General features: G+C 39.0%; 18 protein-coding genes. 2 read left to right on the top strand and 16 right to left on the bottom strand.

Going from position 1 to position 19,898, the window contains the following annotated elements; genetic code table 11:
• Window positions 1–87: 87 nt before the first annotated feature.
• The 10 genes from V1L66_RS06920 to zapA all read right to left on the bottom strand — a co-directional run bounded on the left by V1L66_RS06920 (window position 88) and on the right by zapA (window position 11,043).
• A complete protein-coding gene (locus V1L66_RS06920) occupies window positions 88–1,065 on the bottom strand; it encodes an electron transfer flavoprotein subunit alpha/FixB family protein (RefSeq protein WP_016991548.1) in 978 nt (325 codons plus the stop codon).
• Between the two features lie 47 nt (window positions 1,066–1,112).
• Window positions 1,113–1,886: an electron transfer flavoprotein subunit beta/FixA family protein gene (locus V1L66_RS06915; protein ID WP_333005121.1), complete on the bottom strand. Its 774-nt coding sequence runs from the start codon at window positions 1,884–1,886 to the stop codon at window positions 1,113–1,115.
• A 114-nt stretch (window positions 1,887–2,000) separates the two neighbouring features.
• On the bottom strand, window positions 2,001–2,774 hold the full coding sequence (locus V1L66_RS06910) for an enoyl-CoA hydratase (protein WP_016991550.1): 774 nt from the start codon (window positions 2,772–2,774) through the stop codon (window positions 2,001–2,003).
• Between the two features lie 14 nt (window positions 2,775–2,788).
• Window positions 2,789–3,454: a TetR/AcrR family transcriptional regulator gene (locus tag V1L66_RS06905; protein WP_374116308.1), complete on the bottom strand. Its 666-nt coding sequence runs from the start codon at window positions 3,452–3,454 to the stop codon at window positions 2,789–2,791.
• Window positions 3,455–3,508: 54 nt separating this feature from the next.
• Window positions 3,509–5,203 (bottom strand): AMP-binding protein, encoded by a 1,695-nt coding sequence (locus tag V1L66_RS06900; RefSeq protein WP_333005120.1) that lies wholly within the window; start codon window positions 5,201–5,203, stop codon window positions 3,509–3,511.
• A gap of 445 nt (window positions 5,204–5,648) precedes the next feature.
• Window positions 5,649–6,062 carry a DUF350 domain-containing protein gene (locus tag V1L66_RS06895; protein WP_008179180.1) on the bottom strand — a complete coding sequence of 138 codons (414 nt, stop codon included), beginning with the start codon at window positions 6,060–6,062 and terminating at the stop codon, window positions 5,649–5,651.
• Between the two features lie 22 nt (window positions 6,063–6,084).
• A complete protein-coding gene (locus V1L66_RS06890; RefSeq protein WP_036078285.1) occupies window positions 6,085–8,451 on the bottom strand; it encodes an endonuclease MutS2 in 2,367 nt (788 codons plus the stop codon).
• An 18-nt stretch (window positions 8,452–8,469) separates the two neighbouring features.
• A complete protein-coding gene (polX, locus tag V1L66_RS06885; RefSeq protein ID WP_333005115.1) occupies window positions 8,470–10,179 on the bottom strand; it encodes a DNA polymerase/3'-5' exonuclease PolX in 1,710 nt (569 codons plus the stop codon).
• A gap of 58 nt (window positions 10,180–10,237) precedes the next feature.
• Window positions 10,238–10,777, bottom strand: a complete 540-nt coding sequence (locus tag V1L66_RS06880) for a CvpA family protein (RefSeq protein ID WP_016991553.1) — start codon at window positions 10,775–10,777, stop codon at window positions 10,238–10,240.
• A gap of 5 nt (window positions 10,778–10,782) precedes the next feature.
• Window positions 10,783–11,043, bottom strand: a complete 261-nt coding sequence (gene zapA, locus V1L66_RS06875) for a cell division protein ZapA (RefSeq protein WP_016991554.1) — start codon at window positions 11,041–11,043, stop codon at window positions 10,783–10,785.
• Window positions 11,044–11,178: 135 nt separating this feature from the next.
• Here zapA and rnhC point away from each other — a divergent pair, with 135 nt between their 5' ends.
• Window positions 11,179–12,102 (top strand): ribonuclease HIII, encoded by a 924-nt coding sequence (rnhC, locus tag V1L66_RS06870; protein ID WP_036078288.1) that lies wholly within the window; start codon window positions 11,179–11,181, stop codon window positions 12,100–12,102.
• Window positions 12,103–12,432: 330 nt separating this feature from the next.
• Here the strand turns inward: rnhC and V1L66_RS06865 are convergent, their stop codons facing one another.
• The 5 genes from V1L66_RS06865 to V1L66_RS06845 all read right to left on the bottom strand — a co-directional run bounded on the left by V1L66_RS06865 (window position 12,433) and on the right by V1L66_RS06845 (window position 18,334).
• Entirely contained in the window at window positions 12,433–13,047 is a 615-nt protein-coding gene (locus V1L66_RS06865) for a hypothetical protein (RefSeq protein ID WP_333005112.1), read from the bottom strand.
• 23 nt (window positions 13,048–13,070) lie between these two features.
• A complete protein-coding gene (locus tag V1L66_RS06860) occupies window positions 13,071–13,370 on the bottom strand; it encodes a nuclease-related domain-containing protein (protein ID WP_333005110.1) in 300 nt (99 codons plus the stop codon).
• A gap of 341 nt (window positions 13,371–13,711) precedes the next feature.
• Window positions 13,712–16,129 (bottom strand): phenylalanine--tRNA ligase subunit beta, encoded by a 2,418-nt coding sequence (gene pheT, locus V1L66_RS06855; RefSeq protein WP_333005108.1) that lies wholly within the window; start codon window positions 16,127–16,129, stop codon window positions 13,712–13,714.
• A 12-nt stretch (window positions 16,130–16,141) separates the two neighbouring features.
• The gene (pheS, locus tag V1L66_RS06850; protein WP_004226385.1) at window positions 16,142–17,179 is read right to left on the bottom strand and encodes a phenylalanine--tRNA ligase subunit alpha; all 1,038 of its coding nucleotides are present in this window, start codon (window positions 17,177–17,179) and stop codon (window positions 16,142–16,144) included.
• A gap of 390 nt (window positions 17,180–17,569) precedes the next feature.
• Window positions 17,570–18,334: an RNA methyltransferase gene (locus V1L66_RS06845; RefSeq protein ID WP_333005106.1), complete on the bottom strand. Its 765-nt coding sequence runs from the start codon at window positions 18,332–18,334 to the stop codon at window positions 17,570–17,572.
• Window positions 18,335–18,506: 172 nt separating this feature from the next.
• Between V1L66_RS06845 and V1L66_RS06840 the strand changes: the two genes are divergently transcribed.
• Window positions 18,507–18,902, top strand: a complete 396-nt coding sequence (locus V1L66_RS06840; RefSeq protein WP_258859387.1) for a (deoxy)nucleoside triphosphate pyrophosphohydrolase — start codon at window positions 18,507–18,509, stop codon at window positions 18,900–18,902.
• A 7-nt stretch (window positions 18,903–18,909) separates the two neighbouring features.
• On the opposite strand, the gene V1L66_RS06835 is transcribed toward V1L66_RS06840, so the two are convergent.
• Window positions 18,910–19,887: a diguanylate cyclase gene (locus tag V1L66_RS06835; RefSeq protein WP_333005103.1), complete on the bottom strand. Its 978-nt coding sequence runs from the start codon at window positions 19,885–19,887 to the stop codon at window positions 18,910–18,912.
• Window positions 19,888–19,898: the final 11 nt, after the last annotated feature.

Below are 19,898 nucleotides of genomic sequence, written 5' to 3'. Positions count from 1 at the left end.
TTTATTTTGCGATAATTTTCAAATAGTGCTTCTTGAAAAGGAAACCAATATAAAAAAGCAGGAAGGGTATCCCTTCCTGCATCTGCATTATGCGTTCACTTTTAATGCTTTAAATTCTTCAATTAGAAGCGGAATAACTTCAAATAAATCTCCAACGATACCATAATCCGCTACTTTGAAAATATTTGCTTCTGGATCTTTATTAATGGCAACAATGACTTTTGAATTGGACATTCCAGCTAAATGTTGAATTGCGCCTGAAATACCTGCTGCAATATAAAGATCTGGTGTTACAACCTTACCTGTTTGTCCGATTTGAAGCGAGTAATCACAATATTCAGCGTCACATGCACCGCGTGATGCACCAACTGCACCGCCTAGTAAATCTGCTAGCTCTTTTAATGGCTCGAAGCCTTCTTCTGACTTCACGCCACGACCACCAGCAACAACTACTTTTGCTTCTGAAAGATCTACACCTTCTGAAGACTTACGAACAACTTCTTTAATAATTGTGCGCAGGTTTGTAATCTCTACAGCGACTGCAGACACATCCCCTGTTTTACCTTCTGCTTTCTCTAAAGGTGTAATGTTATTTGGACGAATAGAAGCTAAAACAATGCCTTCTTTCACTTTTACTTTTTCAAAAGCTTTACCAGAGTAAATTGGTCGGATGAATACCACATCATCGCCTGCACCTTCAATAGCAGTGACATCAGATACTAAACCTGCTTGCAGTTTACTTGCAATTTTTGGCGATAAATCTTTCCCATTTGCTGTATGACCAAAGACAATACCAGCTGGTTGCTCTTGCTCGATAACAGCCAATAGTGCTTGACTATAGCCATCAGATGTATATTGTTTTAAATGTGGGTGTTCCACTGTTACTACTCGATCAGCACCATATTCAAATAATGGACCTGTTAAACCTGCTACAGCATCCCCTAACAGTACCCCAACAACTTCGCCACCATCAGCGATTTGTTTTGCAGCTGCAATTGCTTCGAAAGAAACATTACGTAAGCTTCCTTCACGAACTTCACTTAATACTAATACTTTTTTTGACATAGCATATTCCCTCCGTTACCCTTTAAGATTCGATTGACATCCAATAATTAAACAACTTTTGCTTCTGTGTGAAGTAGATTTACCAGTTCTTTTGCTTGTGCAGATAGGTCACCCTCTAAAATACGACCTGCTGCTTTTTGAGCTGGTAAGAAGATGTCAACTGTTTCAATCTTCACTTCTACATCATCTTCATCGATATCTAAATCATCTAACTCAAGCTCTGCAAGCGGTTTCTTTTTCGCTTTCATAATACCTGGTAGAGATGGGTAACGAGGCTCATTTAAACCTTGCTGAGCAGTTACTAATAACGGTAAAGAAGTTTCAATTACCTCTGAATCTCCTTCAATATCACGAACAATTTTCGCAGTTGTTCCGTCAATTTCAAGTTTCGTAATCGTTGTTACATAATTTATATCCAATAAATCAGCAACACGTGGACCAACTTGCCCTGAACCACCATCAATCGCAACATTTCCTGTTAAAATTAAATCTGCATCTTTATCTTTTAAGTATTCTGCTAGTAGATAAGCTGCTGCATGTTGGTCCAGCTCATCTAAATCATCTTCTGTATTAATAAGCACTGCTTCGTCTGCTCCCATAGCAAGTGCTGTACGTAATTGCTTCTCTGCATCCTCGCCACCAATTGTCACTACTGTTACTTTCCCACCAGCAGCATCGCGAACTTGGATCGCCTCTTCAATGGCATATTCATCGTAAGGGTTGATAATGAATTCTGCGCCGTCCTCTTGGATTTTACCACCCGACACAACGATTTTTTCTTCTGTATCAAACGTACGTTTAATTAATGCAAAAATGTTCATATATCCATACCTCCTGGAACGTTTTATAATTCTAAGTAAACTTATAAATATTATATATTTTCAGTTTCGATAACGCCGATAACATACTGAAGGTTGCTATCGACATTTGGAAAATTATTTGCCAGTAAACACAGGCTCACGCTTTTCAATGAATGCTTGAATTCCCTCTTTGGCATCTTCTGTAACAAATACTGTTCCAAACGATTTCGCCTCTGCTTCAATGCCTTCATAGAATGATGCATGTTTTGCATATTGCAATGTTTGAATAGCCGCTTTTAAAGCGATTGGACTTTTCTTAGCAATGCCCTTAGCGATTTTTAACGTTTCTTCTAGCAGTGCTTCATCTGAGAATGCACGGTTCGCTAAGCCCCACTGAACAGCTTCGGTACCAGAGATTGGTTCACTTGTAAACATCATTTCAGCAGCCTTTGCTACACCAACATAGCGTGGTAAACGCTGTGTACCACCAAAACCAGGAATAAGCCCTAGTTGTAATTCAGGTAAACCAAGTTTTGCAGATTCAGTGACATATCGCATATGACAGCTCATCGCTAACTCTAGGCCTCCGCCTAATGCCGCACCATGGATAGCTGCAATGACAGGCTTAGAAAACGATTCAACACGCTCAAAAACCTGTTGCCCGTTGCTAGCTAGCTTTGTAAATTCCTCTCCAGATTCTACCCCAATAAATTCTTTAATATCTGCCCCTGCAGAGAAGAAACGGCCTTCACCATGAAGTACAAGGACTCTTACAGCATCATCGTGTTCTACAGCATCTAGTACAGCGTTAACTTCTGCAATAATACCGCGAGATAATGCATTTGCTGGTGGACGTGCAATTGTAATAATCGCTACTCCATCTTCTACTTTCCAACTTAGAAATTCCATTTCTCCACATCCTTTTAAGCTTTAATGCCGTTCAGGATTAACGCCTGAACCTTTGGAACCTGTTCCATCAAATCATATCGATAGTCATTCATAACCCACGACGTAATAGTTTCATCAATTGTTCCAAAAACCATTTGTCGTGCCAAGCGTACATCCATCGTCTGATTGAACTCACCTGTAAGCATACCCTCGATTAAAATTTGATCAAGTAGCTGTAAATACTCACGCAATACTGAATTAATTTTTAATCGTAAGTCTTTGTTTGACTGGCGAAGCTCTAATTGTGTGACAGTTGCTAGGTATCGATCTGTCGCTAGAACATTAAAATGATTTTCTATCATTCGTGAAAGTTTGTCTTTAGACGTACTCCCATTTTCTATTATATCTTGTAATGACTCTACAAAAACAGCCATTTTTTCATTAAAGACAGAAATTAATATATCTTCTTTATTTTTAAAATATAAATAGATTGTTCCATCGGCCACCCCTGCCTGTTTGGCGATTTTCGATACTTGCGCTTGGTGATACCCATTCTCCGCAATAACGATGACAGCTGCATCAATAATTTGTTTATATTTTGGCTTATCTCGTTTCACTTTTATATCACCACCTAAAAAACATGCGCACGTCGATATGACGTGTGAACCTAAAAAAATATGAAAATATGAATGGTCATTCATTCATATTTTCATATTATATTTTACAGCATTGCTTGTCAATACTTTCACACGTATTTATTTCGCTTCTTTATTCGCTAATTTTGTTTTTTCTTCTTCAACTAACGTACGACGTAAAATTTTTCCTACAGCTGTTTTTGGCAGCTCTTCTCTAAATTCATAATAACGCGGAACTTTAAAAGCCGCTAGATGCTGACGACAATATTTATTTAATTCGTCCTCAGTAATCGAATATCCTTCTTTTAACACAATATAAGCTTTTACTGTTTCACCACGATACGGATCAGGTATGCCTGCCACTACGCACTCTTGGATCTCTTCACGTTCATACAACACTTCTTCCACTTCACGAGGATAAATATTAAAGCCACCAGCTATTATTAAATCCTTTTTACGATCTACTACATAGAAGAAGCCTTGCTCATCCATATAACCAAGATCACCTGTTAAAAACCAACCGTCAGCAAATGTCGCAGCTGTATCCTCTGGACGGTTCCAGTAGCCCTTCATTACTTGTGGTCCTTTAACAGCAATTTCACCCACCTCACCAATAGGTAGCTCTTCTGTATCCCCTGTACGTAAAATAACTGCTTCTGTATTTGGCCATGGTAAACCAATCGAGCCAATCACCCGCTTACCCCAAATTGGCGTAGCATGTGTTACAGGAGAGGTTTCAGTTAATCCATATCCTTCTACTAGCTTTCCACCAGTAACGGCCTCGAACTTCTCTTGCACTTCAATCGGTAATGAAGCAGAGCCACTTAGGCATGCCTTAATAGATGATAAATCATAATTCGCAATGTCTGGGTGATTTAAAAGGCCAATGTATAAGGTTGGTGCGCCGGGGAACAGTGTTGGTTTCTGTTTATCAATCGTTTTTAAAGCAGTCTCTGCATCAAACTTCGGTAAAAGCACCATTCTATTTTGAGTGAATACAGATAAAAGCATAACAGTAGTCATTCCATAAACGTGGAAGAATGGTAGAATGCCCATAATGGTTTCTTCACCATGAACACATTTATACATCCAAGCATCACACATTGTTGTATTGGCAATTAAATTTTTATGTGTCAGCATAACGCCTTTTGGGAAACCTGTTGTCCCACCCGTATATTGAAGGAGTGCTAGGTCTTCTTCAAAATCAAATGGCATATTGTCAATTAGCTTAATCGGTGCTGAGCGCATTATTTCTGTAAACAAGTGATTTTGACCGCTATGTTCAACCTTGACACTAAAGCCATACTGCTTTTTTTGAATAAATGGATAGACTAAATTTTTTGGGAATGGTAAATAATCTTTAATAGCTGTCACAATGACATTTTCAAGTGCTGTCTCTTTCATAATTTTCATGACTCTTGGATATAAAATATCCATTACGAGAATAACCTTTGCTCCTGAATCACCCATTTGATATTGAAGCTCACGTTCAGTATAAAGTGGATTTGTTTGTACTACAACAGCACCTGCATACATGGCACCATAGTAAGCGATTACACTTTGTGGCGTGTTTGGCAGCATAATGGCTACTCGATCTCCCTTTTCCACACCTAGTGCTTGTAAATAGTTTGCGAACCTTAAAGCTGACTCATATAGCTCGGTGTACGTCAAATCCTTTCCCATAAAATGAATCGCTACTTTGGATGGATTCTTTTTATAGGCACGTGTCAAAAACTCTTGCACTGGAATTTCCTCAAACGTTAAAGACGATGGTACTTCTTCAGGATAATTTGCTAGCCATGGTTTTGCTGTCATACGTCCTCTCCCCTTTGTCCCAAACTTTGTCAATTCTTATATTTATTATAATGAAAAAGAAATACAGTTTCAAACAGAAAATAGAAAATAAATGCATTTTCGATTAATTATTATGCAATTTACAACATTAATATGATTGGTATTTATCGGGATTTGTTTGAATAGACCTTATGAATACTCATTCATTCTTGACTTACTCCATAAAAAAATAATCACCATATTCCTATATTATAAAAATAATTTGTTCTACCCTTTAATAGCGTTATATGAGAGAAAATTAATAGGTTGTAGTAGAATTTTATGTAATGTTTAATAAATAAAAAACGCATTCTCATAAAGAGAATGCGTTTTTTTAAACCGTTAACATATAGTAGACACCTACTGCCAAAAATGCAATACAGACAACGATTAGTACTTTTGCTAATTTTTCCATGTCATGACACTCCTATGCAATACTTGCCCCAATTACAAACGAAAGACCGACTGAAATGGTAAAGGAAATGAAACCAACTGAGCGATTATCATTGGCAATCTCTTGATCAACGTTAAAACGAGGTGTCATAAATTCAAATAAGAAATACGCTACAATTAATAATGTAAAGCCAAAAAGGCCCCAGCCGATCATTTCACTTAATGTGCTATGACGTGCAATGGAAAAGCGGAAGATATTACAAATCCCTAGTATTTTCCCCCCCGTTGCAAGTGCCACAGCGACATTACCTTTTTTAATTTCTTCCCAATTTTTATATTTCGTAACGACTTCGAACAATGCCATCGAGACGACTAAACATAATACTACAACACTAAAATATCCTGCCGTTTCGATAATTGGATATCGCCAAAAGCCAGAATTCAGCATTTTTCTCCGTCCCCTTTATAGCTTATTTCAATTCAACAACTGTGACGCCTAAGCCCCCTTCACCGGCTTCACCAAAACGGAAGGATTTTACGCGCTTATGCTTTTTCAAATAGCTTTGAATACCTTGACGTAACGCCCCTGTACCAACTCCATGAATAATGGATACACGACCATAATTAGAGAGTAATGCATCATCAATATATTTCTCTGTTCTTACGATTGCATCCTCATAGCGTTCACCACGTAAATCTAATTCTAATTTCACATGACTATTTCTATTTTTCACACCAGCTGTTCGTAATACAGGCTCTTTTTCAGGTTTAATATACTCCAAATCACTATCTGAGATTTTCATTTTTAAAATCCCCATTTGGACAACCCATTCGGTATTCGACACCTTTTCTAACAAAGTACCTCGTTGACCATAGCTTAACACCTTTACCTCGTCTCCGACAACTAAGTTTTGTGCACGAGCTTTAACTTGTGCCGCCTTTTTTAGCACTTTATTGTCTTCAAGTGGTGTTGCTTCTTCCAAGCGTTTACGTGCTTCAATCAATTCATGCTCCTTGACAACTTGATCCGCATTTTTACGCATTTCTCGAAGCTCCGCAATAATCGCTTCTGCTTCACGTTTCGCTTCATCAACAATTTTACGCGCCTTTTCCTTCGCCTTCTTATCAAGCGCCTCTTTGCGCTCCTCATAGGCTTGCAATTTATCTTGAAGCTCTTTACGCAATGTCTCTGATTCTAATAGTAATGCATGCGAACGCTCTGCATCATCTTCGGATTGGCGACGTGTTTCTTCCAATGAGGCAATCATCGATTCAACCTCATGTCGATCGGTTCCAGTAAAGCCTTTAGCACGATCAATAATGGATTCAGGTAAACCGAGACGACTGGAAATTTCAAATGCATTTGAGCGCCCAGGCACACCGATAAGTAGACGGTAGGTCGGGCTCAACGTTTCAATATCAAATTCTACACTGGCATTGGCTACACCTGGTCGATTATAGCCATAAGCTTTTAGCTCAGGATAGTGTGTTGTAGCCATTACACGAGCACCGCGCCCATGTACTTCGTCTAAGATTGAGATGGCTAAGGCTGCCCCTTCCTGTGGATCAGTACCTGCCCCTAACTCATCAAAAAGAACAAGTGATTCGTGATCAAATTTTTGTAGGATGTCTACAATATTGACCATATGGGACGAAAACGTAGAAAGTGACTGCTCAATTGATTGCTCATCACCAATATCGGCAAATAATTGCTCAAATACAGCAAGTTCTGAGCCATCTAATGCTGGCACTGGTAATCCTGCTTGCGCCATTAATGTACACAAGCCAACCGTTTTTAATGTCACCGTTTTACCACCTGTATTCGGACCTGTAATGACAATAGCTGTAATATCTTTACCAAATTCAATATCATTGGGAATAGCTGATTCTATAGGTAACAGTGGATGACGCGCTCGTATTAGTCGGATATAGCCATTCTGATTCATTTTAGGCATTGTACATTTATTGGCTTGGCCATATTTACCCTTTGCTAAAATGACATCGATATCACCTAATACCTTCACTAAGTTAAATAAATCTGATGCTACTTCTTGCACCATTGCACTTAATGCTAGTAAAATACGTTCAATTTCTGCCTGCTCCTTCATTTTCAAACGATGAATTTCATTGTTTGCTTGGACAACAGAATCTGGCTCAATGAATAAGGTTTGACCAGAAGAAGATTGGTCATGGACAATCCCGCCATAATGGTGACGGTATTCTTGCTTTACAGGAATAACAAAGCGATCATTACGAATTGTCACAAGTGTATCCGAAAGCATTTTTGCTGCATTACTTCCACGAATTAGACTTTCCAGCTTAGAGCGAACTTTCCCTTCTTCAGCACGCAAAGATTGGCGAATAGAGCGCAATGTTTGACTAGCAGAATCTAAGACAGCTCCATTGTCGTCAATACAGTTATTGATTTCATGTTGCAGCCCTGTTAAGACAGGCATTGCTTCCTTTTTGGAGATGAAATGAGGAATAGCAATCACTTCTTCGGCTTCTAAATCTTCAATAAAATTGCGCAAAATTCGGCTTGCTCGAATCGTGCTCGAAATTTCCATTAGTTCTACTGCTGCTAACATGCCTCCTATTTGAGCACGTCTGGCAGAGGGACGGACATCGAAAATGCCTCCCATTGGTACATTACCCTTCACACGCAAAATGGATAATCCTTCATCCATTTCCTCTAATAATTGTACTACTTTATCAAAATCTGTTTGTGGCACAAGCTCCTCAATGGCAGATTTACCAATAGAGGAAGTACAATAGGAAGCCACTTGTTGCCTAACTTTATCGTATTCTAGTGTTTTCAATGCGCGATCTGCTATCACTGAGAACACCTCCTCAGCCTATTTATTTCGTCGTATGAACGCTTCAAACTGTTCACGCGTCCATGTATTCACAATCATATCTTTCGGTAACCATGCTCTATTTGCATAGCGAACACCAATATCCATAAAACGTAAATGCGTAATATCATGAGCATCTGTGTTGATGGCTACCGGCACACCTGCAGCGCAGGCCATTTCTAAATGTTCTACACATAAATCGAGACGATACGGATTTGCATTTAACTCTAAAATTTTACCATATTCCTTGGCCCAGGCAATTAACTGTTTCATATCAGGATTATAACCATCACGGTCTTCAATAATTCGACCAGTCGGATGGGCAATCATATGAACATAGGGATTTTGCATTGCTGTTAGTAAACGTGCCATAATTTTATCTTGTGATTGTGTAAAACTAGAATGAATGGAAGCAATAACAAAATCGAGCTCTTTTAACACCTGATCTTCGAAATCAAGGGAACCGTCTGGTAAAATATCCATCTCCGTCCCTTTAAACAAATGAAAATCTGGATGTGCCGCATTAAACGCCTCAATTTCTCCACGCTGCTTTTCTAAGCGCTCTGGCGTTAATCCATTTGCTACTTTTAGGAATTGCGAATGGTCTGTAATAACGCTATATTGATAGCCCCGTGCTAGTAACGCCTCGCCCATTTCTGCAACAGAGTATGCACCATCCGACCAAGTCGTATGCATATGCAAATCAGCTTTAATATCCTCTAGTCGAACTAATTTTTGAATTATATTTGTTTTATCAAATTCTGTTGTTCCAGTACGTAAGCTTGGTGGAATCCAAGGTAGATTAAAATGAGCAAAAAATGCCGCTTCATCTTGAAACGTTAAAACAGTACCATCTTCTTGTTCCACACCATATTCACTTATTTTTTCACCACGGGCTTTGGCAATTTGCCGCATACGAACATTATGATCTTTTGAACCTGTGAAATGATGCAACGCAGTCGCATATTCATTGTCCTTCACTAAACGAAAATCAACGCTAACTGGTTCATCTAAGTCTAAAATCACCGAAATTTTTGTATCCCCCGCCGCCACTATTTCTTGAATGGCCAAGCTATTTAACAACTTTTCTCGTACTTCCTCAACTGCTTCTGTCACAACAATAAAATCAATATCTTTGCTAGTTTCTAACGCTCGACGGAAACTCCCAGCAACTGAAAACCGGTCTACTTCCTTCATACTACCTAGAAGCGCCTCAATTTGTAAAACCACAGGCTCAAGCTGCCAAATTGGTAGTCGTTCTGAACGATTTGCTAAATTGGCTAGCTCCTTTAAAATCTTCTCCTCCGTTTTTACAGCAAACCCAGCTAATTCACGTACTTTCCCTGCCTCACAAGCAGCCTTCAAGCTTTCGGCAGAGTCAATACCAAGCTCTTGGTGTAGTTTCGCAATTTTTTTTCCTCCCAAACCAGGTAATTTTAGCAATGGCAGTAACCCTTTAGGTACAATCTCTTCTAGCTCCTTTAACAAACTCGATTCACCTGTTGCCATTAAGTCCTCTATTACAGCCGCAGTACCCTTGCCAATCCCTTTGAGTTTTGTTACATCATCCATTTCGCTTAATGAACGCTCGTCCCCCTCTAGTGCTGCCGCTGCCTTTCGAAAGGCTGATACCTTGAATGGATTTTCTCCCTGTAGTTCCATATATAAAGCAATTTTTTCGAGTGTGCGAATAATTGTTTTTTTATTCATTGGTAATTCCTCCTATCGTAAAAACACTTCCCTCAAGACAGAGAGAAGTGCACAGTTACTATTGCATATAAATATACCACCAGTTTTGGAACATCTTTGTAATAATCGGTGTATGCTCCAACATCAGACCACTTAACAATGACTTCGACATTAAATTTTGTATGGCATCTATTGGTAATAAGGCGCACACATATAGCAAAATAAACATAATTAAATAGTTTTCAATCATGCCAAGTAACGCCCCAAGCCAACGATTCACTGTATTTAGTACAGGCAAATAAGCGATAAAATCAAATATCGATGCCACGATTTGCAACGTTATTTTTACTGCAAAGAAAATAACAGCAAAGGCAATTACCCGATAAAAGGTACGGTCTAAATCTAGACTATCAATGACAACGCCAAGGCTACCTGTGTCAGTGACGCCTGGATATGGAACCCAAAATACAAATTTTTGTGCTAATGGCTTATAATAAATATACGCAACAATTAGGGCTACTACAAAGCTGACAATATGCATCATCTGTACAATAAAACCTCGTTTTGCACCGACGCCTATACCAGCTAACAGTACCACTAATATGATTAAATCTAACATTCTCTTCAACCCTTTAACTTTTTCAATTCTTCTTCTAATTGCTCCATTCGTTCTTTTAATAGTAAATAATCATGAACTGTATTTACTGCTGTCAGAACAGCAAGTTTTGTGCTATCAAGTGAGGGATTATGTACGTTCATCTCGCGCATACGGTCATCAACAATCGAAGCAACAAGTCGCATATGGCCAATGGATTCAGAGCCGACCATTTTGTATGTATGACCATATATTTCAACAGAAATTTTATTCTTTTCTTGTTTTTCCATAGTCGCACCCTCCTATAAATTCGATGCACACATGATTTTAGAGGCTTGTGAGCACCATCACACAAAAAAGCTATTTATTATCATACCATGAAAGGTATAAAATTGTGAACAATGAGGACAGAAAGGAACGATTAAATGGCAAATATTGTGCTTTCCATTTCAACAAATATTCAAAAAGAGGTGATGGCTTACTATGGACCGCACTTTATAGAACGAAAGGCTCCAGGAGTCATTTTTGCGGCAAAACTACCAGATACAGCCATAACTATGTATAAATCAGGAAAATTAATGTTCCAGGGGGGCGGTGCTGAACGCGAGGCGGCGCGCTGGGGAACTATTGAAAAAGCTGCTACTCCACCCTCCTCTATCGGGGCAAAAGGGGATGTACTGCCTAACAATTTCGCAACAATGTCTGTCTTAGGCTCAGATGAAACAGGCACAGGTGATTATTTCGGTCCAATAACAGTAGCGGCAGTATATGTGCCTACCTCCAAAATTGAACTCATAAATGAGCTTGGCGTAAAAGATTCAAAAATGCTAACAGATGATTATATGCGAAAAATTGCGCCTGATTTACGTGCAGCCTGTGTTCATAGTGTTCTCGTCTTACGCAACGAGAAATATAACAACTTACAAGCGAAGGGCTATTCTCAAGGTAAAATGAAAGCCATGATGCATAATAAGGCCCTACAAAACACCCTGTCTAAAATGGCACCTGAAAAACCTGAATTTATTTTAATTGACCAGTTTGCAGAACGTGGTGTCTATTATAATTATTTAAAAAGTGAACGTGAACTAGTACAAGAAAATGTCTACTTTTCTACTAAAGCAGAACAATTACATGTAGCTGTGGCTACAGCATCTATTTTAGCTCGTGCTGCCTTTTTAAAGGAAATGGACCGTTTGAGTGATATTGCAGGGCTTACATTAATGAAGGGCGCCTCTAACAAGGTAGATGTGCAAGCAGCCCGAATCTGGCGTAATCAAGGAGAAGAATTTCTACGCTCCATTACAAAATGGCATTTCGCCAACACTGATAAAGCACGCAAGATGAAGTAAATCGTAATACTGGTTGCTTAAAAAAGATTTTTTGGGGTTCCTAAGGAGCGTGAGCGCGCTTTAGGAACCTTTTTAAGCGGTTTTATATTTGGGGGAGCGCTTCTGGCACCTTTTGGAGCGCTTTCCTATTTGGGATGAGCGCTTCTAACACCTTTTGGAGCGCTTTCCTACTTGGGATGAGCGCTTCTGGCACCTTTGGGAGCGGTTTCCTATTTGGGATGAGCGCTTCTGGCACCTTTTGGAGCGGTTTCCTATTTGGGATGAGCGCTTCTGGCACCTTTGGGAGCAGATCTCCAATTAGATAAACCGCTTCTAGTATTCTTATAAAGGTCATAAAAAAATTTGATAATCTCTTGATCTTTTTAATTCCGATTCCCGATAACAACTAGCCATTAGCATTCTTTTTATTGTATGGCGATTGTTTAACTGTAAAAAATGCTGGGCTTGTGCATTCGTAATCTTTTTATTGATGAGCATCCCATAATCTTGCAGAGCAGATAAATGTGCCTTTTTACTCGTATAATGACAGCTGGAACAGGTCCAATTCATCTTAAGCCAATGCATCTGTCCAAATTCGCATTTTGGACAGATCACGCCTGTTTGAATCGCATCAACCTCTATCCCATAGTATCGACTTAGAGGAAACCTCTCATATGGTTTGTTGTGTTGCACAAGTAATGCACTAATATATTGACAATCTATAGTTTTTGTCTTCATTGGACGTTGTTGCAAAAAGCTCGTTAACTCTCTTGCCATCAATACTGGAAATAATCCATCTTCATAATTGATTCGTGCATTATTAAAAGGAAAAACAATGATACCGTTGACAGGTACTTCAATTTGATGTTGCTTGAAAAATCCCTTTAAATTATATACATATTCCTCGAGCTGCACTTCAGGATGATGAAATACACGCTGTTCACCTGTTTCAAGAGTCCGAATCATTTGACGTGGTCGATTTTTTAATTCTACTTCTCCTCAATATTCTTACTTTCAATAATTATTACTTCATATTGTGTTATCACCACAACATCTAACTGTAATGAGTATGGATGCTGAAAAGTGATATTATGTAAAATTTGGAAATTCTTCGTAAAAGTTAATTTCTCCAGTTGTTTCATAATAAATTTTTCACCGTATTCGCCTGCTTCCGCCTGTAATAACTCCCTCTTCATTTGATCAAGAGATGGATGAGTTGGTATGAGTCTTCTCACTAAAGCTCGCAAACCTAATGTCATTTTCGCTTCCTCATATGGTTTAATAAACATTTCATCACTCCTTTTTCAAATGACTATAGCAAGGAAAATTATCCATTCCTAGACTATTTACGAAACTAATTTTTTGATCAACTTTGCTGCACTAAATTTAGTTTTTTAATAATTTTTGTGAATATCTTTCAGTCTATATTTTTAGTAGATTCGATTCTGGTAGAATTGTCTAATCTCTATGACTGTATTATTCCTTTTTGTAGTTCCCCATATGAGCACTTTCCTAACTTTTTGGCTCACTCCACACTTTCTTTTGAGCAGATTCTTCACCTTTTAGATCATCATCTTCACCATTCTCAAACAAAAAAAGACTGCCTCATTAGACAGTCTTTTTTCATATATTAGCGTACTTCTGTGCCTGCAATCGTAGCAATGGCTTTTAACACTTTGTTATGTGCAGCCACTACTTCTTCGTCCGTTAAAGTACGTTCTGGATCAAAGTATGTGAGAGAGAAGGCAACCGATTTTTTACCTGGTTCCATTTTCTCCCCTTCGTAAACATCGAATACGCGGATATCTTTTAATAATTTCACACCCGCTGTATCGATAGCTTCCATTACTTCGCCCGCTGTTGTAGTACGGTCCATAATAAGTGCGATATCACGAGACATAGCTGGGAAACGAGGTACTGGTGTGTAAGCAAGTGGTGCTTCTTGTGCCGTTGCATTTAATAGCGCCACTAAATTCATTTCCATCACATACGTATCTTTTACACCCCATGCTTTTTGTTCAGCAGGGTGAAGTCCACCGATAATGCCGACTTGCTCGCCATCTAATAAAATGCTAGCCGTACGTCCTGGATGTAAGCCATCCACTTGTGATTTCACAAATGTCATGCGATTTTCTAAGCCAAGTTTGCCAATGACACCTTCGACGATACCTTTTAGCACAAAGAAATCTACGGCTTTTTTCTCGCCTTGCCAAGCATGGTCTAGCCATTTGCCAGTTAGTACAGCTGCCACATGCTCTTCCTCATATGGTTGCCCCTCATCTGATTGACCAAGGAATACGGAACCAATTTCATATAAAGCCACGCCTTCAGCTTGACGAGCAACATTATATGCGGCTGCTTCGATTAAATGAGGAATAAGGCTTTGACGTAATGTAGAACGCTCCTCACTCATTGGCATAAGTAAACGAGTTACTGGCTCTGCTTTTAAGGCAAAACGTTGTGACAATGCATCTGATGTTAATGAATATGTCACTGCTTGATACAAACCAGCACCTTCCATGTATTGACGAACAACACGGCGATTTGCTTGGTAAGGTGATAAATTACCTACTTGTGTTGCACCTTCTGGTAATGTCATTGGGATTTCATCATAACCGTAAAGACGTGCAATTTCCTCCACGATATCCTCTTCAATTTTAATATCTTGACGGCGTGTTGGTGCATCGATGATTAATAAACCATTTGCTGCCTCTACACCAAATTTTAAACGCTCTAAAATAGAAAGCATATCTTCTAATGCAATCTTCATACCTAAGCGCTCATTAATAAAATCTGGGGAAACGACTACTCGCGCTGGTGTTTTATCTAACTCATCTACTAAACATGTACCTTCTAATACTTCACCGCCTGCTAATTCGGCAAGTAGAGCGGCAGCACGTTCAGCAGCTGGTAAGACACGGTTTGGGTCTACCCCTTTTTCGAAACGAGCCGATGCATCTGAACGTAGGCCAAGATGACGAGACGTTTGACGCACTGTTAAACCATCAAAATAGGCTGACTCAATGACAACAGTCGTTGTTGAATCTGTTACCTCTGAATTAGCACCACCCATTACACCAGCAATTGCTACTGGCTCTTTGCCATTTGTAATGACTAAATCTGAAGCTTTTAATGTACGTTCTTGGTCATCTAATGTTGTAATTTTTTCACCTTCTGTTGCTTTACGAACAACGATTTCACCTGTTGCTAGGCTATCATAGTCAAAAGCATGTAGAGGTTGACCATATTCCATTAATACATAGTTCGTTACATCCACCACATTATTGTGTGGACGGACTCCTGCAGCCATTAAACGATTTTGAAGCCACATTGGTGATTCACCGATTTTTACGTTTTTCACTACTTTTGCCACATACATAGGATTTGCTTGTAAATCTTCTACATGAAGCTTTAGGTAATCCTGTGCTTTTTCACTAGTAGTTTGATATACAATTTCTGGATATTGGATTTCCTCTGAAAGAATGGCACCTACTTCATAGGCTACACCAAGCATTGAAAGGGCATCTGAGCGGTTTGGTGTTAAACCTAACTCCAATACGGTATCACGTAAGCCCAATATAGCCAGTGCATCTGAGCCTACTTCTGCATCTGCTGGTAGGACGAAAATACCTTCTGAGTATGCCTTAGGCACAAGCTTTCCTTCGATTCCAAGCTCTTGTAAGGAACAAATCATTCCGTTCGATTCATGGCCGCGAAGTTTTGCTTTTTTAATTTTAATGCCACCTGGTAAATGTGCACCTGGTCGAGCAACAATGACTTTTTGGCCAGCATCAACATTTGGTGCACCACAAATAATTTGTTGAGGCTCTGCTTCGCCAACGTCAACTTGGCAAATATTTAACTTATCGGCCTCTGGATGTTTCTCCTTAGAGACTACATAACCAACCACAACTTTATCCATAGCATTAGCACGATCAATTACTGCATCTACTTCGATCCCAGAGCGTGTAATTTTTTCTGCTAATAGCTCAGGTGCTAAGTCCTGTGTATTGATATAATCTTTTAACCATTCTAATGATACTAACATGTTTTATCCCCCTTACGCTTCTGTTCGCTCGAATTGTGATAAGAAGCGAGTGTCACTTGTATAGAAATGACGAATATCGTCAACACCATATTTCAACATCGCAATACGTTCTGCACCAATACCAAATGCAAATCCAGAAACTTTCTTTGGATCATAGCCAGCCATTTCTAATACGTTTGGATGCACCATACCTGCTCCTAGAATCTCAATCCAGCCTGTGCCCTTACATACGTTACAGCCTGCTCCACCACACTTGAAACAAGAGATATCCATTTCTACTGATGGCTCAGTAAATGGGAAGAAGCTCGGACGCAGTCGAATTTCGCGGTCTGCACCAAACATTTTTTTCGCTAAAGTATCTAATGTTCCTTTGAGGTCACTCATGCGAATGTTTTCGCCAATGACTAAACCTTCAATTTGCATAAACTGATGTGAATGTGTTGCATCATCATTATCACGACGGAATACTTTACCAGGACAAATTATGCGAATCGATTCGCCTTTTTTGGCTTCCATAGTACGAGCCTGCACTGGTGAAGTATGCGTACGTAATAATATTTCCTCGGAAATATAGAACGAATCTTGCATATCACGAGCTGGATGTCCTTTTGGTAAATTTAGTGCTTCAAAATTATAGTAATCCTTCTCAACTTCTGGGCCTTCAGCAATTTCATAGCCCATTCCGATAAATAAATCTTCAATTTCTTCAATGACACGAGTTAAAGGGTGACGGTTCCCCACTTTAATTTCACGACCTGGTAAAGTGACATCAATCGACTCACTTGCTAATTTTTCAGCAATAGCCGCTTCTTCTAAAACCGTTATCTTTGTTTCTAATACCGCCGTTACGTTTTCACGAACATTATTCACTAAAGCACCCATTTTCGGACGTTCTTCAGCTGATAATTTCCCCATCCCTTTTAGTAAATCTGTGATAGGTCCTTTTTTTCCTAAGTACGCAACACGTACTTCATTCAATTCTTTTAAATTTGCAGCTGCTTCAATTTTAGCAAGTGCTTCTTGCTCTAATTGTTTTAATTGCTCTTCCATGTTAAAACCTCCTTAGAAAATAAATGCCTGCATTTTAGGCATAAAAAAACTCGCCCCTAAAAAGGGACGAGGACATTTTCGCGGTACCACCCTAGTTATTGCAAGACAAATCCTTACAATCACTTCATTAACATAACGACTTGATAAAGCCGGCTTACCTTTACAGCATCACACTGGTCCCGGTAGCTGCTCGCGAGCTGAATTCAAAACTGCATTGGTACGGCGCTGGCTCTCAATCTGTGGCCGACGCTCCCTGTTGTCCATTCACAATCTTTACTACTTCTCGGTCAAAGCATTTATTATTTAAACATACATTTTAGAATAAATTATACAATAATGGACTGTGGCAAATCAAGAGACAACTGCCTCAATCCCATAACGATCTGTCAATTACTTAGCAAAGCCATATAAAACAATACCTGTTGCTACTGCTACATTTAATGATTCAGCCTGTCCAAAAAGAGGAATGATCATATTTTGATCTGTCATTGCTAATAACTGAGGCTGAATGCCACTTCCTTCATTCCCCATGATAATCGCAAATGCACCTGTATGCTGAATATCGCTATACGGCACCGCCTCCTCATCCAATGCAGTACCAAATACTGGTACACCTTGATCCTGTAGTAAATCAATCCATTCTGCTAAATCTCCACGCACTACTGGAATATGGAAATGTGAGCCTTGAGCAGCACGTAGTGTTTTAGGATTATAAATATCCGCACTTCCTTTTCCTAAAATTACAGCATCTAAACCTGCTGCATCCGCTGTACGAATCATTGTTCCGATGTTTCCAGGATCTTGGACAGCATCAATTAATAACACTTTTCGCCAAGTGGTCATCACATTATCCTCTAAGATGGGCTGTTTACATACAGCAAAAACACCTTGAGAGGTTTCTGTCTCTGCAAATTCCTTTGCTACCGCAGTCGATACCTCTACAATAGCTACATCATCAATTGGCCATAACATTGGCAAATCGATACCTTCACGCACTATAATTTGTAATACTTGGTTTTTATTTTTTAATGCTTCTTCAACAAGATGAAAGCCCTCTACTAGGAATTCACCCGAACGTTCACGCTCTTTTCTTGTTGTCGCTAACTTTTTCCAATATTTCACTAACGCATTTTGCGTAGATTCAATTCTCTTCATCGCTACCTCTTACCGCCTTTTTCCTATATATTGACCACTATTATACCCTACGAAATGGCAAATTTCATAGCTAAGTAAGAAAACTGTTATTTTCCTGTGGTGGCAAGTGGCGTACAACTTAAACATGCTATAATTATACATATCTAATGAAGACACAAAGTGAGGAATCTAAATGAAAAAAACAATACATGTAGTAGGGGCTATTATTGAAAATGAACAACAAGAAATTTTCTGTGCTTTAAGAAATCCCCAAATGATATTAGCAAATTATTGGGAATTCCCTGGCGGTAAAATAGAGCAGGGCGAAACACCAGAACAGGCACTTTATCGAGAAATCCTTGAGGAGTTTAACTGTATGATTCAAGTAGGTAAGCAAGTGGCCGTAACACTCCATGAATACGAACAATTTTTCGTTCACTTAGAAACATACAAAGCTACTATTATAAACGGCACACCTCAAATACTAGAACATGCTGAAGCAAGATGGGTTCCCCGCAACCAATTGCTTAACCTTCCATTTGCTCCAGCAGATCTTCCTTCTATCCAAAAATTAGTAGACGAATTGTAAAAACGATTCACTTTATCTCATGAAAATGAGTGACTTTGTTTCGTCCATGCTCTTTCGATCCATACAATGCTTCATCTGCTTTTTTTATCAATGTCGTCTCTGTATCTTCTGAAGTTACAGTGGCAATTCCCATACTGATCGTAAGACGACCTGTTGGCCAACCATCCTGCTCCACGGTGTGTCTAATTTTTTCGCCGATTTTTTTTGCCACATGTATTTCGGTTTCTGGTAAGAGGATAATAAACTCCTCCCCACCATAACGAGCGACGATATCTTCTAGACGTACTTGGCTTTGTAATAGTTGTGCCAATTGAACGAGAACATCGTCTCCAACTTGATGACCATATGTATCATTAACCTTTTTGAAATGATCGATATCTAAAATACATAACGAAAAAGGCTCTGCAGTCTCATGAAAACGATTAAAATGATGTTCGAGTTGTTCCTGAAAAAATCTCCTGTTTTTCAAGCCAGTCAGTTTATCAGTCATTGATAATTCTACTAAAGCAGCATTCATTTCCAATAATTTCGCCTGCTGATGTTCTATTTCTACATGAATTTGCTCCAAATTAGCTAATGCATGATCCTTTTCTTGGTAGGCAGCCTCAAGTAGTTTTTTGGCTGATCGTAATTCCTGTTCATAATCTATGCGCTTTTTCATCTTTACTAAAATACAATCAATGCGCTCTACCATATCCTCTTTGTACAATTTAGCATTCATTAAAAACGGAAGCGACATTCCGTCCTTCTGTTTGAGATGAATGAATAATTCCTCTACTCGCCCCTCTAGATTAATCATAGGATAAAAATAAGAATGAAAAATCATCTTATTGGGCGTAGATAGAAGAATTTCTAGATGCCTATGTAATAATTCCTCTTGCTCATAGCCGATCCAATCTACAAGGGTTTGATTGATTTCTGAAATAAGCCCTTCATGTGTGATGGAAAGAAATCCACATGGTGCATTGTTGAGTCGTTTTTCCATTGTTGAAAATC

The organism is Lysinibacillus sp. IITD104, from assembly GCF_036698265.2.
Classification (GTDB): domain Bacteria; phylum Bacillota; class Bacilli; order Bacillales_A; family Planococcaceae; genus Lysinibacillus; species Lysinibacillus boronitolerans.
The sequence above is the reverse complement of the archived record's forward strand: the minus strand, read 5'-3'. Positions and strand labels throughout refer to the sequence as shown.

What these genes read in the sequence shown, in the direction of transcription:
- pheT (WP_333005108.1), bottom strand. Translation starts at nt 16,129, where the DNA reads ATGTTAGTATCATTAGAATGGTTAAAAGATTATATCAATACACAGGAC.
- V1L66_RS06910 (WP_016991550.1), bottom strand. Translation starts at nt 2,774, where the DNA reads ATGGAATTTCTAAGTTGGAAAGTAGAAGATGGAGTAGCGATTATTACA.
- V1L66_RS06845 (WP_333005106.1), bottom strand. Translation starts at nt 18,334, where the DNA reads ATGAAGAGAATTGAATCTACGCAAAATGCGTTAGTGAAATATTGGAAA.
- V1L66_RS06920 (WP_016991548.1), bottom strand. Translation starts at nt 1,065, where the DNA reads ATGTCAAAAAAAGTATTAGTATTAAGTGAAGTTCGTGAAGGAAGCTTA.
- V1L66_RS06915 (WP_333005121.1), bottom strand. Translation starts at nt 1,886, where the DNA reads ATGAACATTTTTGCATTAATTAAACGTACGTTTGATACAGAAGAAAAA.
- V1L66_RS06905 (WP_374116308.1), bottom strand. Translation starts at nt 3,454, where the DNA reads ATGAATGACCATTCATATTTTCATATTTTTTTAGGTTCACACGTCATA.
- V1L66_RS06900 (WP_333005120.1), bottom strand. Translation starts at nt 5,203, where the DNA reads ATGACAGCAAAACCATGGCTAGCAAATTATCCTGAAGAAGTACCATCG.
- V1L66_RS06865 (WP_333005112.1), bottom strand. Translation starts at nt 13,047, where the DNA reads ATGATTCGGACTCTTGAAACAGGTGAACAGCGTGTATTTCATCATCCT.
- V1L66_RS06835 (WP_333005103.1), bottom strand. Translation starts at nt 19,887, where the DNA reads ATGGAAAAACGACTCAACAATGCACCATGTGGATTTCTTTCCATCACA.
- V1L66_RS06895 (WP_008179180.1), bottom strand. Translation starts at nt 6,062, where the DNA reads ATGCTGAATTCTGGCTTTTGGCGATATCCAATTATCGAAACGGCAGGA.
- V1L66_RS06860 (WP_333005110.1), bottom strand. Translation starts at nt 13,370, where the DNA reads ATGTTTATTAAACCATATGAGGAAGCGAAAATGACATTAGGTTTGCGA.
- V1L66_RS06840 (WP_258859387.1), top strand. Translation starts at nt 18,507, where the DNA reads ATGAAAAAAACAATACATGTAGTAGGGGCTATTATTGAAAATGAACAA.
- polX (WP_333005115.1), bottom strand. Translation starts at nt 10,179, where the DNA reads ATGAATAAAAAAACAATTATTCGCACACTCGAAAAAATTGCTTTATAT.
- pheS (WP_004226385.1), bottom strand. Translation starts at nt 17,179, where the DNA reads ATGGAAGAGCAATTAAAACAATTAGAGCAAGAAGCACTTGCTAAAATT.
- V1L66_RS06880 (WP_016991553.1), bottom strand. Translation starts at nt 10,777, where the DNA reads ATGTTAGATTTAATCATATTAGTGGTACTGTTAGCTGGTATAGGCGTC.
- zapA (WP_016991554.1), bottom strand. Translation starts at nt 11,043, where the DNA reads ATGGAAAAACAAGAAAAGAATAAAATTTCTGTTGAAATATATGGTCAT.
- rnhC (WP_036078288.1), top strand. Translation starts at nt 11,179, where the DNA reads ATGGCAAATATTGTGCTTTCCATTTCAACAAATATTCAAAAAGAGGTG.